Consider the following 16,375-nt stretch of genomic DNA (forward strand, 5'->3'; position numbering starts at 1 on the left):
ACTCCTTTTGCTTTCTTAAATTCTTGTCAACGATTTACGTAACCTTTACGCAGGATGACATCGAGGATGTTTTTGGGTCTACGCAACAATACTATTTCGCAATAACGGATTGGAAGTTACAAAATTAAATTTATTAACATGTTTAAAATAAAACAAGAAATAATAAACAACACTGTACAAATAGTATTTAGATTACTGTTTGCGTTATTATGTTTTTTTATAATATTATTTCCTGAATTTGCTTATAAAATTGGGATAAAAAGCAGAATTTTCCCTGCAATAGAAATCATATTTATTTATTATTTTATGACGTTATATTCCTTAAATATGCTCGGAATATTTTTGATAGGATTACTGCTTGATCAAATAAATTCCATGCCTATTGGGACAAATTCCTTAGTTTTTTTATCAGCCTATATAATTTTAAAATTATCTTCAAAATTTTTTGCGGTAAAAAATTATTTAGTAAATTTCATCGTATTTTGTGTTTACTGTTTATTTATCTTGAACTTTAAATATTTACTTGTAACAATAAAAAAGTTAGAAATAGATGGATATTTAACAATTTTATTTCAATATTTAACAACTATATTTTCTTATAATTTAATTCGTCTTATATTTGACTCTCCTCTAAGTTATTTTAAAAAGCATGCTAAACAAAAAAATATTACATAATGAGTTAATCTCACGTCGTGCTTTTATAATTGGAGCAAGTAAACTTGGGCTTTTATCTTTACTTGGAATGCGGATGTTTTATCTGCAACTTATGAAAAGCGAGGAATATAAGACGTTATCAGATAAAAACCGTATTAATTTTGTTGTTTTACCACCTAGCAGAGGTAGAATTTACGATTTGGAAAATAATATTCTAGCTACTAATAAGCCATGCTATCAGCTATTAATAGATCGAAGCATTAATAATAATTATAAAGATGAGCTAGAAATAGTTAGTAAAGTTTTAAACTTATCCGAAGAAAAATATAATTATATCCAGCAAAAAATTAAGAAGTCTAGCCGTCACGTGCCTTTGATGATACTCGATCAACTTGATTGGCAACAAGTATCTTTAATTGAAGAGCAGAAACATAAATTAACTAATATATTTATCGATATAGGATATTTAAGATCCTATCCTTTTTCAAATGTGACTTCTCACCTAATCGGTTATCTTGGGCAGATAAATGAACAAGAAAAACAAGGATTGAACGTATATAATTTAAGTGATTTTAATATAGGTAAATCTGGGATCGAAAAATATTATGATGATAAATTGCGAGGGGAATTCGGTTATAAAAAAGTTGAAGTTAATGCTTATGGTAAACAAATAAGAGAGATCTCTGGTGTTTCCAGTAAATCAGGCAATGATATTCATTTGAATATCGATGTAAATCTTCAGCAAAAAATACAAGAATATCTAAATCCACAAGGCTCTTCTGCAATAGTTATGGATACTGAAAACGGCAATGTATTAATTTGTACTTCCTCACCTGCGTTTGAATCAAATAATTTTAGCAAATTATCCGAGAGTTATTGGCAAAGTCTAACTAACGATCCTTATAAGCCTCTAATCAATAAAGTAGTGCAGAATTCTTATCCACCTGGATCTGTTTTTAAAATAATTACCATACTTGCAGCATTAGAAATGGGCATTAAGCCAAACAAGACTTTTTTTTGCAGCGGTACTTCTGTACTGGGTACTAATAGCTTTAGATGCTGGAAACATACTGGTCACGGCACTCTTGATATGTCATCTGCCCTTAAGCATTCCTGTAATACTTACATGTATGAGATCTCTAGGATAGTGGGACCTGACAAAATTCTTGAGGTTGCTAGAAAATTTGGGCTAGGCTCAAAAACCGGTATTGATTTAGCCCCTGAAAGTTCAGGATTCGTACCATCAAAGGAATGGAAAAAGAAAAAACTAAAGCTTCCTTGGTCAATAGGTGATACTTTCAATTTAGCAATCGGACAAGGTTATTTAGGTGTTACACCTATCCAGCTTGCAAGGTTTATTACAGCTATTGCAAGTATGGGTAAATTATATACACCAAGAATAGTCAAAAATTATCTAGAATATCATAATATTGATATTAATCCTGAAAATATTAAAATAGTGCAGGAAAGTTTGTATAATGCAGTGAATGTTGCAGGTGGTACTGCCTATTATAATAGGATACTCGGGGAAGATAGACAGCTTGCTGGTAAAACAGGCACTTCTCAAGTACAAGGCAAAGCAAATGCTAACGATGATCTTAGCCGTGATTCTATAGCTTGGGAGCGACGTAATCATGCTTTATTTATAGGCTTTGCTCCTTATCATAACCCTCGTTACTCCATTACCGTCTTTGTTGATCATGGAGGCGGCGGAAGTAAAGCTGCTGCTCCCATCGCCCGCAAAATTATGTCTGACGTGCTGGATAAGTATAGCTTCAAGCAATAAGGTTCAGACATCAAATTTAGCGAGTCTCGATTGTGCTCACGTATTTAATATACGCTCCGCAATCTCGCTCGCAAATTTAATGTCTGAACCTTATTGCTTGAAGCTATATACTCGCTGAATTTGAAAAATTGGCGTCTTTGTCTTTTGCTGATAATCCTCACATATGTTAAATTATAGTATCGGACAATTATTAAAAAAATGTTATATTTTATTCAGAGGTAGGTGACCTTGTACGTCATTCCCGCGTAGGCGGGAATCCAGGAAAAAAAGCATAAATACAGCAAGTTCTTTAAATAAAAAGCTCGATTTATCTCGTTTTATGCTGGATTCCCGCCGTTGCTAAGAATGACATAGAATAATAACTGTCCAGTACTATAACCCTTAATACCAAAAATTATATTGAGTTCTACTAATAATTTTATATGTATAGGAATTGACTACATTATATATAATATGCTAGTCTGTCAGAGACATTAAAATTTATTAGGTAATTTATGGCTTCATTTGATATATCAGATCTAGAATCAAGATTAAGAAAATTACAAGATAGAGATAATATTCCATCATTGGAAGAATTAGAAGCAAGACTTGCTAAGTTGCAAGATAAGCCTTACGTGCCATCCAAAAAGCCTAGCAGTGAAGCAGAGAAGTTAATAGAGCAAATAGAATCTGAAATTAAATTAGAGAAGAAAAGTAAAGAGCTTAGTGATAGACCTAATCAAGAATTGGGTGATAGGCTGAAAAGATTAAAAGAAGACAGACCTAAGAAGCCTGTAATAAATAAACCAAAAAATTTAACTTTTCGTCAGACTAAATCAATTATTGCTGATAGTTTAGATACGCAAGCTAAAATGGCTAGTAAAGCAGTTAAACAAATAAATGAAAAGGAAACAAAGATACCTTTAATGGATTTTACTACTAAACTATATGATATGAGAGATATAATAGCAAATACTCCTGATATATCTAAAGAACAAGAACCAAAATTATTAGACATTATCGCTAATACTTTAAGTAAAATTTATGATGGAATAAAGAAAATAACAACACCCGCTATTAATACTCTTAAAAAGATAGGTAGTATTTTCACTGATTCTATCAAATCGCTTTCTAAAAAATCCTCTGATAAGCAAATGGCAGAATCTAAAGCACAATTGAAAGAATTATATAAATCATATGTTGATTTAAAAGGAGTTGATGAAAAGGTAAAAAAAGAATTTCTTAAAAATCATTATAATCAAATTGATCAGTTACAAACTCCACAACAAATCTTCTTAGAAACTGCTAAAGTTACTAGATCAATAGCAAATGCCAGAGCAAAAAAAGTACAACAGTATAGCAAAGCTATCAGTAGACTTGGCAATTTGCAACCGTCTAACACTCCTAATAATAGAACAAAAACATCAAAGAACAGACAAAGGTAATCAAGCAATTTTATTGTAAAATTCTTGATTAATAATTAGTACCGTACAATTTAAAAAAACACATCATGGGTTATGCGGTTGAAGAGAGCTTGGCAATCCAGAAAAAAGGCACCGTCAAGTTAAGGGAGGTATAAATTAAGTATTGAGCAATTACAGGGAATGATTTATAGAATAGCAGTAACAATTTATCCTAGATTTTACCGCTATGCATATTACTCAAGCCCCGAATAGACATCGTTTTCCAGCAAGCATTATTAGCCATACAGTATGGTTATATCATCGCTTTAATAATAGTTACCGAGATGTTCAAGAGCAGATGGCTTATCGAGGTATTATATTAAGTCATGAGACTGTAAGGTTTTGGTGTTATAAGTTTGTAGTTTATTTTCAAGATGTTATTAGTAAGAGAGAGCGAAAGCCAACTGATAAATGGCATTTGGATGAGATGAATATCAAGATCAAAGGTGAAGTATTCATATTATGGAGAGCTGTTGACTCTGAGGGACATGAATTAGAAGTATTACTGCAGAAGCGTCGTAACAAGAAATCAGCTATTCGCTTTTTATCAAGATTATTGGGTAATTATCCATGTCGAAGGGTTATTGTGACTGATAAGCTAAAAAGCTACATTAAACCAGTTAGGTATATGTGTCCTAGGACTAAGCATCGTACCGATAAAAGACTAAATAATCGGATTGAGAATGCCCATCAGCCAACTAGGAGAAAAGAGAAGATACTGATTAAATTTAAGCATCCTAATTCAGCACAATGTACATTATCACTGATGGGAAAAGTCAGAAATATATTTGCTGTAAATGTTGGAAGATATACTAAAACAGCATCTGAGCAAAGAATTGCATTTGCGTCCGCTAAATCCATTTGGGATGAAGCTACTCAAAGACTTCTTGCTGTCTGAAATCTAAAAATATAGTACTTTGTGACACTAATTTACTTAACTTGACGGTGCCAAGGTAACTGATGGTATTTTAGAGGAAGTAACTGCTTGGCAGAATAGAGCACTTGATAATGTATATCCTATAATGTACTTAGATTGTATTCATGTTAAGGCAAGAGATAATCATGTAATAATAAATAAAGCGGTTTATCTAGCTATTGGAGTGAATATGGATGGCAAGAAAGAGCTATTAGGAATTTGGATAGGCAAGAATGAAGGGTGTAAATTTTGGATGCAGGTAGTAACAGAACTGAAGAATCGAGGAGTTGCACAAATATATGTTGCATGTGTTGATGGTCTTAAGGGTTTTCCAGAGGCGATAAATAGCATTTTTCCAAAGACGATAGTGCAGTTGTGTATTGTTCATATGGTAAGAAATTCTGTAAAATACGTATCATACAAAGATCTAAAAGCGGTAACAGCTGATTTAAAAGCAGTTTATTCTGCAATAAATGAAGCAGAGGGATTAAGAGAATTACAAAACTTTGCCAAAAAATGGGATGAAAAATATCCAGTTATTTTTGACATATGGCAACGAAATTGGTCTGGCATAGCTCCATTTTTTAGCTTTCCGGAAGACATTAGGAAGGCGATTTACACTACTAATGCTATTGAATCCACTAACCGTCAAATTCGTAAAATTATTAAAAATAAAGGAGTATTTCCAGATAACAAATCGATTCAGAAAATAATCTTTTTGGCGTTGACAAATGCCTCTAAAAAATGGACAATGCCTATTAAGAATTGGGCGATGGCTTTAAATCAATTTGCTATACTTTGTGATACTAATTTACAAAATTGGGCAAATGGAGAAATCGTACTTACACAAAAAATCTGACAGACCCTCTTTTTTGGATTGCCACGCTCCTTACAGTCGCATAGCTTATGACGAAAAAACTGATCCATGCAGCGGAAATAACGAATAAGATTAAACAGCCTCAGCTATTTTAACTTTAGGCTTTTTAGCAATATGCATATGTCTTTCTTTAATTCTCGCTGATTTACCACTTCTCTCTCTTAAATAGTAAAGTTTAGCACGACGAACTATACCATATTTTACTACATCAATAGCATGTACTACTGGTGAATAAGTCATGAAGCGTCTCTCAACACCCTCACCATGGCTAATTTTACGCACTAAAAACGAAGAGGTAATGCCACGATTTCTTTTAGCAATAACCACACCTTCATAAGCTTGGAATCTTTCAGTCAGCTTTTCTTTACCATCTTTCTCAACTGATCTATCAACTATTTTTACGGTAACTTTAACTGTATCACCAGCTTTAAAATCAGGAATTTTTTTATTTTCAATAAGCTTTGAAATGTTTTCCTGTTCAAAGCGGTCAATAATATTCATTTGTTAACTCCTTTCCTTGTCTCTATAAATCTTTTAATAATTCCGGACGACGTAATTTTGTAATCATAAGCGACTGTTCTTTTTTCCATTTATTAATCAATTTATGATTACCGGATAATAAAACACTCGGCACTTTTCGGTTACGCCAAACTTCAGGTCTTGTATATAAGCCGCATTCAAGCCCTCCCTCAAATTCCCCGTCTTTCTCAAAAGACTCAGAAGAAAGGGTATTCTGGTTCATTAAAACCCCAGGCAGTAGCCTAATTAAGCAATCAAGAATGGTGAGAGTGGGTATTTCCCCGCCGGATAAAATGTAGTCGCCTACACTAATTTCGGTTATATTATACTCTTCAATTATACGTTCGTCAATCCCTTCGTAACGTCCGCACAAGAATATAATATTTGTATCCTGTAATATCTCTTTAGCAAAGCCTTGTGTAAAGACTTTACCACGAGGTGAGGGATAGTAAATTTTAGCTTTTGGATTTAAAGATAAGGCATGATCTATGGCATTACCCAGCACGTCAGGACGCATTATTAGGCCATCGCCGCCGCCATAAGCTTCATCGTCAACATTTTTATGCTTGGTTAAACCAAAATCACAGATATTGATAACATCATATGACCAAATATTTTTTTGCAGAGCTTGCCCACCCAAAGAATGCCCTAAAGTACCAGGAAACATTTCAGGAAAAACAGTTAAGATAGTAGCATGAAGTAGGGACATTTAATTAGGAAAATCATTATCAAACTCTTCTTTTCTCGATTTAATTAGCGAGTCAACTAAAGATATATTATTTTTATTTTTAGATTTTACTAATTCTTGAAATGCTCTAATTTTACTTTTCAAAGGAATAAGTTTTAACTCCTTATCAAAAACTAACATCAATTGATCCCCTGAAGAAATATGCAACTGATCACGAATTTTTGTTGGGATATTTATTCTACCATTTTCAGAAACAGTAACTTTATATTCTAAAAGCATATTTGAAAAATTAACTGGTTGATTATTTAGTATAATAATATAAAAATAAGGCACCGTCAAGTTAAGTAAATTAGTGTCACAAAGTACTATATTTTTAGATTTCAGACAGCAAGAAGTCTTTGAGTAGCTTCATCCCAAATGGATTTAGCGGACGCAAATGCAATTCTTTGCTCAGATGCTGTTTTAGTATATCTTCCAACATTTACAGCAAATATATTTCTGACTTTTCCCATCAGTGATAATGTACATTGTGCTGAATTAGGATGCTTAAATTTAATCAGTATCTTCTCTTTTCTCCTAGTTGGCTGATGGGCATTCTCAATCCGATTATTTAGTCTTTTATCGGTACGATGCTTAGTCCTAGGACACATATACCTAACTGGTTTAATGTAGCTTTTTAGCTTATCAGTCACAATAACCCTTGGACATGGATAATTACCCAATAATCTTGATAAAAAGCGAATAGCTGATTTCTTGTTACGACGCTTCTGCAGTAATACTTCTAATTCATGTCCCTCAGAGTCAACAGCTCTCCATAATATGAATACTTCACCTTTGATCTTGATATTCATCTCATCCAAATGCCATTTATCAGTTGGCTTTCGCTCTCTCTTACTAATAACATCTTGAAAATAAACTACAAACTTATAACACCAAAACCTTACAGTCTCATGACTTAATATAATACCTCGATAAGCCATCTGCTAACATCTCGGTAACTATTATTAAAGCGATGATATAACCATACTGTATGGCTAATAATGCTTGCTGGAAAACGATGTCTATTCGGGGCTTGAGTAATATGCATAGCGGTAAAATCTAGGATAAATTGTTACTGCTATTCTATAAATCATTCCCTGTAATTGCTCAATACTTAATTTATACCTCCCTTAACTTGACGGTGCCCCTCGCAATGACAAAAAGACTATCCATGTTTAATTTTAGCTTGTGCGGCGGCGATTCGTGCGATTGGAATACGATAAGGGGAGCAGGAAACATAATCCAAATTCATTCTGTGAAAAAATTCTATAGAAGCAGGATGTCCTGCATGTTCGCCACAAGCACCAAGCTTTAAGCTAGGGTTGCTGCTTTTTCCTCGTTTTATGGCAATCTCAATTAATTCTCCTACTCCTTCTTCATCTAGCGTAGTAAATGGATCGGACTCAAAAATTCTTTCTTCTAAATAATAAGGTAAGAAAGAGGCTATATCATCTCTGGAAATTCCATATGTAGTTTGGGTTAAATCATTAGTACCAAAGCTAAAATAATCAACTTCTTCAGCTATCTTTTTACTGTTAAGTGCTGCTCTTGGTAACTCAATCATTGTACCTAAACTAAAAGAAAATTTATGCTCATAACGCTCTTCTAGCTCATGAATCATTTCATAAATATCACCTTTAAGCTTCTTGATTTCATTAACGTTACTAATTAAAGGAATCATTAATTCTAATTTGCATTCAATATTTTCTTCTTTATGGAGCTCAAAAATAGCTGTAAAGATTGCTTCAACTTGCATCTGATAAATTTCTGGTGAGCAGATACCAAGTCTACAACCACGATGACCAAGCATAGGGTTTACCTCATGCATAGCATGTAGACGTTGATTAATCATTGATAATGGCAAATTTAAACTACTTGCTAGATTTTTCTTATCTTCCTCAGTTGTAGGTAAAAACTCATGCAATGGTGGATCAAGTAATCTAATATTTACCAGTTTATCGCCCATCACTCTAAATAAAGCCTTAAAGTCCTGTGTTTGAAGAGGTAGTAATTTCTGCACTGCAAGCTTTCTTCTATCTATATCAGGAGCAATAATCATTTCCCGTACTAGAGGAATTTTGTTTTTATCAAAGAACATATGTTCACTACGACATAAACCGATGCCTTTAGCCCCAAATTTTACGGATACTAAAGCATCACTTACTGTTTCGGCATTGGTACGAATTTTTAGTTTACTTGTCTCATCCGCCCATTCTAAAATTAGTTTTGATTCTTCACTAAAAGTAGGTTGAATTAATGGCATTGCTCCTAAGAAAACTTTCCCTGTACCGCCATCAATTGTGATAATGTCGCCTTGTTTAAGTACCAGATCGCCAGCTGTTAATGTTTGTTTTTTCTCATCTATTACTAAATTATTAGTTCCGCAAACGCAGGGCTTGCCCATACCTCTTGCTACAACCGCAGCATGTGAAGTCATACCGCCTCGTATTGTTAAAATACCTGAGGAAACATGCATGCCGTTAATGTCTTCAGGACTAGTATCGTGCCTTACTAAAATCACCTTATGGTGATGTGATAGTTTTTCAGCATCATAAGGTGAAAATACGATAATACCAGTTGCCGCTCCTGGGGAGGCAGGTAATCCATCCGCAATAGATGTAAGACCTTTGCTATAATCTATACGAGTGTGCAGTAATTGGTTTAACGACTCAGGATCGATTCGCATTAAAGCCTGCTCTTTAGAGATCAGCTTTTCTTCCACCATTTGTACAGCAATTTTTATAGCAGCAATGGCAGTTCTTTTAGCTGTACGAGTTTGTAATATATAAAGCTTGCTGTTTTCTATAGTAAACTCTATATCTTGCATATCTAGATAATGCTTTTCTAATGTTTCAGAAATTTTTGATAATTCATCAAAAACTTTCGGCATTGTTGCTTTCATGGAATTTGAATCATCAGAAATAATAGGCAAAGGTGTTCTAGTGCCTGATACTATATCTTCGCCTTGAGCATTTATCAAAAATTCACCAAAAAGCTTTTTTTCACCTGTAGAGGGTGATCTAGTAAAAATAACTCCTGTTGCTGAAGTTTTGCTTAAATTACCAAAAACCATAGATTGTATATTGATAGCAGTGCCAAAGCTTTCGGAAATATTGTTGATTTTTCTATATATAACTGCTCTGTTACTCATCCAAGAATTCAGTACTGCTTTAATTGCCGATTCTAACTGTTCGTAAGGATCGATTATTAACTTTTCTGCATATTTTACATGTAATTTTTTAAAGTCTTCAATGATTTTTTCTAATAATTCTGGCGTAACATCGCTATCTCTATAAATATCGGCTTGAATCTTATGTCTTTCATAAATTTGTTCAAATAAATCACTTGGTATGGATAAAACAGTTGCTCCATACATTTCTAAAAATCTTTTATAGCTATCAAGAGCAAATCTTTTGTTCTTATAAACTTCACCAAGAGCTGCACAAACTTCATCATTCATCCCAAGATTAAGTATAGTATCCATCATACCAGGCATTGAAACAATAGAACCAGATCTTACTGATAATAATAAAGGATTTTTAGTGCTTCCAAAAATTTTGCCAGTTGTGATTTTAAGTTTTTCTACAGCTGTTTTTAGCTCATGTCTAAAATTTTTAGGAAAGCTATTATCATGAGTATAAAAATAGTTACAAAGTTCAGTGGTGATAGTAAAGCCGTCAGGTATAGGTAATTTTAAGTTAGACATTTCAGCAAGCCCAGCTCCTTTATTACCAAGTATATCTTTCATACTAGTGTTCCCATCGCTACCGTTACTACCAAAATAGTAAATTAATTTTTTCATATATATATAAAATTTGCTAATAATTATTAGACATCTTCCCAAACCCTACTTCTAGGGGTAATTTATACGTCGATTCGATACTCGAATCCTCACGTACTTTTATGTACGCTGTGGTTCTGCGTTCCGCGTCTCCTTTAAATTCCTCCCTATAAGTAAGTTTCGAAAGATGTCTATTGATGGTATTTGGAACTTAAACCCTATTTATACATTATGCTAATAATAGTGGCAACGTTAAATTATTGTTAATAGTAAATATTGACTAATTTGTGAAAATTTAGCATAATCTAAATAGGTCGTGTAGTTGCGTGATTTTTAAAAAATTACGAGGAAAGTCCGGACTCTATAGAGGTATGGTGCTGGGTAACGCCCAGCGGAGTAATATTACTTTAGGGAAAGTGCCGCAGAAAATAAACCGCCCTGGTATATATATGTATATATACGAAGATTAACTTGGAAAAGAGCTAGGAGTCTGTAGACTTTCGGAACGGAGCGTACAAAAGTACGTGAGTACCGAAGAGGCTACAAAGACGACGACGCCAATTTTTCAAGTTAATCGAGTAGGGTAAGGGTGAAAAGGTGTGGTAAGAGCACACCGGTAAATTGGTAACAAGTTACGCATGGTAAACCCCACCAAGAGCAAAATCAAATAGGCGTTACAGAGCTTTTATAAGCTCCCGGGTATCTCTAACTGGTTTGTAATGCGGGTAGATTGCTTGAGGTAAACGATAACGTTTATCCTAGATAAATAACTACAACGAGCTATTTATAGTTCGTACAGAATCTGGCTTATAGACCTTATTCTGTCATCCTGTGGCTTGTCCACGGGATCCAGTTAAAAATTATAAAATAATTTTTTCGCTATATTAAAAGCTCAATTTATCTCGCTTTATGCTGGATCCCGTGGTCAAGCCACGGGATGACACTAAGAACATAAATATATATGTTAAACCCATAATGAAGAAATTATATCATTATCCTATCTGTCCCATCTCAAGACAAGCTCGTGTCTTTTTAAAAGAATTAGATATACAATTTACTACAATTAAAGAAGATTATTGGCAGTTTAATAAAGAATTCCTAAAAATAAACCCTGCTGGAACGTTACCTGTTCTGGAAGAGCAATATGGCTTATCGGTAGTTGGTATTTATCCTTTGGTAGAATATCTTCATAGCAAATATCCAAATTTTAATTTTTTAGATGAGGATGTAGATGTTTGTTGTGAAATCAGGCGATTATTCTTTTGGTTTAATGATAAGTTCTATCGTGAAGTTACTAAAATTATTATCGATGAAAAAGTTATAAGATCAATCGCTAAAATGAGCAGTCCAAGAACTGAATTTTTACGTGCTGCAAAAAATAACCTAAATTATCACCTAGAATATATGACTAGCTTACTTGAGAAAAGAAGTTATATAGTTTCAGATTCCCTAACTATTGCTGATATTGCAGCAGCTTGTCATTTATCCGTACTTGATTATTTTAGTGAAATTTATTGGGATAAATGGACTGTTATTAAACATTGGTATTCGCTCATTAAATCAAGACCCGCTTTTAGATTATTATTGCAAGATAGAATCCCAGGCTTTACTCCACCAAGCTATTATACAGATTTAGATTTCTAAAAGCTTATGTCAGCTATAAAAATACAGTATTATGTATAATAAGAAAAAACAAGAAAAGGAACTGAATGCAGAATCCATCAAAATATTAGAAGAATCAGTTAATGGCTTAAACATAAATGAATATTCTTCTTATCAAGAAATGTATAAAAAGCTTGATTTAGATTCTGTGGAAGAAAACTAAAATAATTATTTTCGTTTATTGACAACGACCCCATATCATTCTATTTAGTTACTTACTTAAAAATCAAATATGAGGTAGCTTATGCAACTTAGTTCGATCTCTTTTCCATTATTAAAAAGGCAAACAATAGAAATAGCTTTAGGGGTAGCATTACTTGCTATTTGTTCGCAAATAATAATACCTATGAAGCCGATATTTATTTCATTGCAAACCGTTGCAGTTATGTTTATCGGGCTTACATATAATAAGACCACAGCCCCTTTAACGATATTATCTTACGTAACTCTTGGAGCAGTAGGAGTGCCTGTATTTGGAGAATTTTCCAGTGGCTTACGAATATTATTCGGTCCTACCGCTGGATATCTAGCAGGCTTTATAATTGCTGTATACGTTATGGCAAGCTTAAAAGATAAAATTTTTATTAATAATAAGCTATTAAATCAAATTACCTTATGTTTAATCGGTAATATAATTATTATGAGCTTAGGCTGGATGTGGCTTTCTAAACTTATAGGAGCAAGCGGTGCATTTTATGGTGGTGTATTACCCTTTATAATACCAGGTATAATTAAATCAGCTTTATTAATTGGGCTTATTAACGTAGTAAAACCAAAAGCCAAATATACTAGATAAACTTGAAAAATTGGCTATATTTCAAAAAGCTTAATATAGAAATGTTAACAACATATAATTCAAATACAATGTAATTGATAATATAATATGTTATAATTATATTATCAATTATGTTGTGTAGGTATAAAATGACAAATAGCACTTCAGCTAGTTTAGAACTCGAACCAAAATTAATTCAAGGACTTGAAAAGGCAGCTGCAGAATTACACTGTGGTAAAAATCAGTTGCTTAATATAGCAGTAAACAATTTTCTTAAACAGTTTAAAGATATTAAACAATTAGAAAATGAAAAATTATCTGATTTGTGGCTAGATAATTACGATTTTGGAGAGTAAATTTTTTTAATGAGTGAAATAAATATAGAGAAAGGTGATATCATAATTTGTGCACTGGCAGGAGATTATGGTAAGCCTCGCCCTGCTGTTGTTATTCAATCCAACAAATATAACAAAAATCGCTCTAGTGTATTAATTTGTCCTTTAACAACACATTTAACAGATGATTCAGATGCTCGTATGTTATTGATTCCTACAAAACTAAACGGGCTTGTATCAGAATCTCAAATTATGATTGATAAAGGTGGTGCTATAAAAAAAGAGAAAATTCAGAAAAAAATTGGTAAATTATCACTTGAACAAATACAAGAGTTAACTAAAGCCATTAAAGCTTTTATAGATTAATCACTAAATTCACAAAAAAATCAACAAAAATGTTCATGCCGCATTTTCCAGTACCAAAACCAAACTGGAAAAACCAAATTAAATATGACCTTGAAAACATAAATAGCCTTTTAAAAGCTTTAGGTAACCCTCATTTAAAGCTCCCTCCTGTAATACATATAGCAGGTACGAACGGCAAAGGCTCAAGTAGTGCGATGCTTAAAAGCATTTTTACGCAAGCTGGTTATAAAGTACATTGCTATACTTCCCCGCATTCATTAGAGTTTAATGAGCGAATTATAGTAGCTAGTGAGAAAATCTCAGATAATGAATTATGGCAAGTTTGTGAACATGTAAGGGTAGTAAGTGAGAAATTTAATATTGAACCTAGTTTTTTTGAAGGAACGACAGCTGCCGCTTTTCTAGCATTTGCGAATAATAAAGCTGATATATTAATTTTAGAAACAGGACTCGGCGGTAGATTTGATGCAACAAATGTAATAGATCAGCCGTTAATTACGTTAATTACCCCTATTTCATATGATCATATGCATGTGCTAGGGTCAACCTTGCAGCTAATAGCTTTTGAAAAAGCTGGCATTATGAAGCAGGGTGTACCTTGTGTTGTAAGCGTACAAGTTCCCGAAGTTCATGAAATATTATTTGCAAAGGCAGAAAATTTAGCAGTTCCCACCTTTTGTTATGAGTATGATTTCGGTATACAGAAAACGGATAACGGATTTATTTACTCATCACGAAATTTTACACATGAATTCCCTACTCCCTCTTTAGTTGGTGATCATCAGTTGATCAATGCAGCCAGTGTTATTGCACTAATAAGTCTTATTAATAAACAATTTAATATTAATAATGAGGCTATTGCTAAAGGTCTGCAAAATACTATTTGGTCTGCTAGAATCGAGAAAATTAATCCGCAAAAATATTCTAGATTAATAGGTGATAACGTACAAATTTGGGTGGATGGAGCTCATAATAATAGTGGAGCCCAAGCCTTAACAGCGTGGATTCGTGATAATTTAAAATCACCGATATATTTAATACTCGGTATGACTAAAAACCGCAATATAGAAGAGTTTTGTGCTTACTTCAAAGGTTTGATAACTAAAGGTTATGGTATTAAAGTTTTATCTGAAACATTAAGCTATAATGCTGAGATAATAGCCTTAGAGGCAAGTAAAACTGGTATTGATTTTGCTGCTAGTGAAAGTCTTGAAGAAGCAATTATGGACATAAAAAAAATAAATGGCGATAATAAAGCAAATATCATAATAACCGGATCGCTTTTCTTAGCGGCTGATTTTTATAAACTGCTATCTACTCATTGACCTATTATTATACATAGCTGTACTTATCATTTTGGTATTTCTCTACACCAATCCATTAAATAAGACTTACAAAATCAGATTGACTTATTTGAAGTTTTGTTGATAAACAATTACCAAAATCCTATTTGGGTTTATTTCGCTCTATTATTTTTGGTACTTTATCCTACCTCAAATTAATTAAAATTTTCATCTATGATGAGAATGATTTTGCTCTAGATGGCACCGTCAAGTTAAGGGAGGTATAAATTAAGTATTGAGCAATTACAGGGAATGATTTATAGAATAGCAGTAACAATTTATCCTAGATTTTACCGCTATGCATATTACTCAAGCCCCGAATAGACATCGTTTTCCAGCAAGCATTATTAGCCATACAGTATGGTTATATCATCGCTTTAATAATAGTTACCGAGATGTTCAAGAGCAGATGGCTTATCGAGGTATTATATTAAGTCATGAGACTGTAAGGTTTTGGTGTTATAAGTTTGTAGTTTATTTTCAAGATGTTATTAGTAAGAGAGAGCGAAAGCCAACTGATAAATGGCATTTGGATGAGATGAATATCAAAATCAAAGGTGAAGTATTCATATTATGGAGAGCTGTTGACTCTGAGGGACATGAATTAGAAGTATTACTGCAGAAGCGTCGTAACAAGAAATCAGCTATTCGCTTTTTATCAAGATTATTGGGTAATTATCCATGTCCAAGGGTTATTGTGACTGATAAGCTAAAAAGCTACATTAAACCAGTTAGGTATATGTGTCCTAGGACTAAGCATCGTACCGATAAAAGACTAAATAATCGGATTGAGAATGCCCATCAGCCAACTAGGAGAAAAGAGCAGATACTGATTAAATTTAAGCATCCTAATTCAGCACAATGTACATTATCACTGATGGGAAAAGTCAGAAATATATTTGCTGTAAATGTTGGAAGATATACTAAAACAGCATCTGAGCAAAGAATTGCATTTGCGTCCGCTAAATCCATTTGGGATGAAGCTACTCAAAGACTTCTTGCTGTCTGAAATCTAAAAATATAGTACTTTGTGACACTAATTTACTTAACTTGACGGTGCCACTTCAAAAGTTGGTAAGTCAAATAAGCGGTGAGTCTGCGGAACGTAGATAAACTACGTGAGCAAAGACGAATCCCGAAACTTGGCTTGCCAAATCTTGAAGTATTAAAGGTATACTGCAGCTACTTCAAA

The 16,375-nt window shown here is 33.2% G+C and carries 17 protein-coding genes, 1 other RNA gene and 2 pseudogenes; 14 read left to right on the top strand and 6 right to left on the bottom strand.

Annotation, left to right across the window (positions count from 1 at the left end; translation table 11 throughout):
• Nucleotides 1-138 precede the first annotated feature (138 nt).
• The 5 genes and pseudogenes from BA173_RS04720 to BA173_RS04740 all read left to right on the top strand — a co-directional run.
• A complete protein-coding gene (locus BA173_RS04720) occupies nucleotides 139-675 on the top strand; it encodes a hypothetical protein (protein WP_016948532.1) in 537 nt (178 codons plus the stop codon).
• Entirely contained in the window at nucleotides 650-2,440 is a 1,791-nt protein-coding gene (mrdA, locus tag BA173_RS04725) for a penicillin-binding protein 2 (RefSeq protein ID WP_016948531.1), read from the top strand. The genes BA173_RS04720 and mrdA overlap by 26 nt, the downstream gene beginning before the upstream one ends.
• Before the next feature lie 494 nt (nucleotides 2,441-2,934).
• Nucleotides 2,935-3,864 (top strand): hypothetical protein, encoded by a 930-nt coding sequence (locus BA173_RS04730; protein ID WP_016948530.1) that lies wholly within the window; start codon nucleotides 2,935-2,937, stop codon nucleotides 3,862-3,864.
• A 205-nt stretch (nucleotides 3,865-4,069) separates the two neighbouring features.
• A complete protein-coding gene (locus BA173_RS04735; protein ID WP_095568310.1) occupies nucleotides 4,070-4,780 on the top strand; it encodes an IS6 family transposase in 711 nt (236 codons plus the stop codon).
• Between the two features lie 49 nt (nucleotides 4,781-4,829).
• Nucleotides 4,830-5,657, top strand: a pseudogene (locus BA173_RS04740) (IS256 family transposase); the annotation flags it as partial.
• 90 nt (nucleotides 5,658-5,747) lie between these two features.
• Here BA173_RS04740 and rplS read toward each other — a convergent pair.
• The 6 genes from rplS to ppdK form a co-directional block, all read right to left on the bottom strand.
• Nucleotides 5,748-6,176 (bottom strand): 50S ribosomal protein L19, encoded by a 429-nt coding sequence (gene rplS, locus BA173_RS04745; protein ID WP_016947864.1) that lies wholly within the window; start codon nucleotides 6,174-6,176, stop codon nucleotides 5,748-5,750.
• A 22-nt stretch (nucleotides 6,177-6,198) separates the two neighbouring features.
• Nucleotides 6,199-6,903 carry a tRNA (guanosine(37)-N1)-methyltransferase TrmD gene (gene trmD, locus BA173_RS04750; RefSeq protein ID WP_068042182.1) on the bottom strand — a complete coding sequence of 235 codons (705 nt, stop codon included), beginning with the start codon at nucleotides 6,901-6,903 and terminating at the stop codon, nucleotides 6,199-6,201.
• Entirely contained in the window at nucleotides 6,904-7,161 is a 258-nt protein-coding gene (locus tag BA173_RS04755) for an AbrB/MazE/SpoVT family DNA-binding domain-containing protein (protein WP_068042186.1), read from the bottom strand.
• Nucleotides 7,162-7,262: 101 nt separating this feature from the next.
• Nucleotides 7,263-7,862: an IS6 family transposase gene (locus BA173_RS04760; RefSeq protein ID WP_198387179.1), complete on the bottom strand. Its 600-nt coding sequence runs from the start codon at nucleotides 7,860-7,862 to the stop codon at nucleotides 7,263-7,265.
• A complete protein-coding gene (locus tag BA173_RS08835) occupies nucleotides 7,838-7,969 on the bottom strand; it encodes a hypothetical protein (protein WP_257789540.1) in 132 nt (43 codons plus the stop codon). Before BA173_RS08835 ends, BA173_RS04760 begins: the two co-directional genes overlap by 25 nt.
• Before the next feature lie 117 nt (nucleotides 7,970-8,086).
• Nucleotides 8,087-10,723: a pyruvate, phosphate dikinase gene (ppdK, locus tag BA173_RS04765; protein ID WP_016948650.1), complete on the bottom strand. Its 2,637-nt coding sequence runs from the start codon at nucleotides 10,721-10,723 to the stop codon at nucleotides 8,087-8,089.
• Nucleotides 10,724-11,008: 285 nt separating this feature from the next.
• On the opposite strand from ppdK, the gene rnpB reads away from it, so the two are divergent.
• The 9 genes and pseudogenes from rnpB to BA173_RS09015 form a co-directional block, all read left to right on the top strand.
• Nucleotides 11,009-11,528: RNase P RNA component class A (rnpB, locus tag BA173_RS04775), an RNA gene on the top strand.
• Between the two features lie 149 nt (nucleotides 11,529-11,677).
• Nucleotides 11,678-12,346, top strand: coding sequence for a glutathione S-transferase family protein (locus BA173_RS04780; RefSeq protein ID WP_016947781.1), 669 nt, complete (start codon nucleotides 11,678-11,680; stop codon nucleotides 12,344-12,346).
• Nucleotides 12,347-12,377: 31 nt separating this feature from the next.
• Nucleotides 12,378-12,527, top strand: coding sequence for a hypothetical protein (locus tag BA173_RS08210; RefSeq protein ID WP_016947782.1), 150 nt, complete (start codon nucleotides 12,378-12,380; stop codon nucleotides 12,525-12,527).
• A gap of 81 nt (nucleotides 12,528-12,608) precedes the next feature.
• On the top strand, nucleotides 12,609-13,160 hold the full coding sequence (locus BA173_RS04785; RefSeq protein WP_068041795.1) for a biotin transporter BioY: 552 nt from the start codon (nucleotides 12,609-12,611) through the stop codon (nucleotides 13,158-13,160).
• A 128-nt stretch (nucleotides 13,161-13,288) separates the two neighbouring features.
• A complete protein-coding gene (locus BA173_RS04790) occupies nucleotides 13,289-13,495 on the top strand; it encodes a hypothetical protein (protein ID WP_016947861.1) in 207 nt (68 codons plus the stop codon).
• Between the two features lie 9 nt (nucleotides 13,496-13,504).
• Nucleotides 13,505-13,840 (top strand): type II toxin-antitoxin system PemK/MazF family toxin, encoded by a 336-nt coding sequence (locus BA173_RS04795; protein ID WP_068041793.1) that lies wholly within the window; start codon nucleotides 13,505-13,507, stop codon nucleotides 13,838-13,840.
• Between the two features lie 29 nt (nucleotides 13,841-13,869).
• Nucleotides 13,870-15,165, top strand: a complete 1,296-nt coding sequence (locus BA173_RS04800; RefSeq protein WP_068041790.1) for a bifunctional folylpolyglutamate synthase/dihydrofolate synthase — start codon at nucleotides 13,870-13,872, stop codon at nucleotides 15,163-15,165.
• A 316-nt stretch (nucleotides 15,166-15,481) separates the two neighbouring features.
• On the top strand, nucleotides 15,482-16,192 hold the full coding sequence (locus tag BA173_RS04805; protein ID WP_095568312.1) for an IS6 family transposase: 711 nt from the start codon (nucleotides 15,482-15,484) through the stop codon (nucleotides 16,190-16,192).
• 65 nt (nucleotides 16,193-16,257) lie between these two features.
• Nucleotides 16,258-16,360 (top strand): annotated as a pseudogene (locus BA173_RS09015) (diaminopimelate epimerase); the annotation flags it as partial.
• Nucleotides 16,361-16,375 lie beyond the last annotated feature (15 nt).

It is taken from the genome of Rickettsia sp. MEAM1 (Bemisia tabaci) (genome assembly GCF_002285905.1).
Lineage (GTDB): Bacteria > Pseudomonadota > Alphaproteobacteria > Rickettsiales > Rickettsiaceae > Rickettsia.

Excerpts from the sequence above, each read along its gene's own strand:
- BA173_RS04730 (WP_016948530.1), top strand. The coding sequence starts at position 2,935 with ATGGCTTCATTTGATATATCAGATCTAGAATCAAGATTAAGAAAATTA.
- BA173_RS04755 (WP_068042186.1), bottom strand. The coding sequence starts at position 7,161 with ATGCTTTTAGAATATAAAGTTACTGTTTCTGAAAATGGTAGAATAAAT.
- BA173_RS04735 (WP_095568310.1), top strand. The coding sequence starts at position 4,070 with ATGCATATTACTCAAGCCCCGAATAGACATCGTTTTCCAGCAAGCATT.
- BA173_RS04720 (WP_016948532.1), top strand. The coding sequence starts at position 139 with ATGTTTAAAATAAAACAAGAAATAATAAACAACACTGTACAAATAGTA.
- BA173_RS04760 (WP_198387179.1), bottom strand. The coding sequence starts at position 7,862 with ATGGCTTATCGAGGTATTATATTAAGTCATGAGACTGTAAGGTTTTGG.
- BA173_RS04795 (WP_068041793.1), top strand. The coding sequence starts at position 13,505 with ATGAGTGAAATAAATATAGAGAAAGGTGATATCATAATTTGTGCACTG.
- BA173_RS04805 (WP_095568312.1), top strand. The coding sequence starts at position 15,482 with ATGCATATTACTCAAGCCCCGAATAGACATCGTTTTCCAGCAAGCATT.
- rplS (WP_016947864.1), bottom strand. The coding sequence starts at position 6,176 with ATGAATATTATTGACCGCTTTGAACAGGAAAACATTTCAAAGCTTATT.
- BA173_RS08835 (WP_257789540.1), bottom strand. The coding sequence starts at position 7,969 with ATGCATATTACTCAAGCCCCGAATAGACATCGTTTTCCAGCAAGCATT.
- BA173_RS04800 (WP_068041790.1), top strand. The coding sequence starts at position 13,870 with ATGTTCATGCCGCATTTTCCAGTACCAAAACCAAACTGGAAAAACCAA.
- BA173_RS08210 (WP_016947782.1), top strand. The coding sequence starts at position 12,378 with ATGTATAATAAGAAAAAACAAGAAAAGGAACTGAATGCAGAATCCATC.
- BA173_RS04785 (WP_068041795.1), top strand. The coding sequence starts at position 12,609 with ATGCAACTTAGTTCGATCTCTTTTCCATTATTAAAAAGGCAAACAATA.
- BA173_RS04780 (WP_016947781.1), top strand. The coding sequence starts at position 11,678 with ATGAAGAAATTATATCATTATCCTATCTGTCCCATCTCAAGACAAGCT.
- mrdA (WP_016948531.1), top strand. The coding sequence starts at position 650 with ATGCTAAACAAAAAAATATTACATAATGAGTTAATCTCACGTCGTGCT.
- ppdK (WP_016948650.1), bottom strand. The coding sequence starts at position 10,723 with ATGAAAAAATTAATTTACTATTTTGGTAGTAACGGTAGCGATGGGAAC.
- BA173_RS04790 (WP_016947861.1), top strand. The coding sequence starts at position 13,289 with ATGACAAATAGCACTTCAGCTAGTTTAGAACTCGAACCAAAATTAATT.
- trmD (WP_068042182.1), bottom strand. The coding sequence starts at position 6,903 with ATGTCCCTACTTCATGCTACTATCTTAACTGTTTTTCCTGAAATGTTT.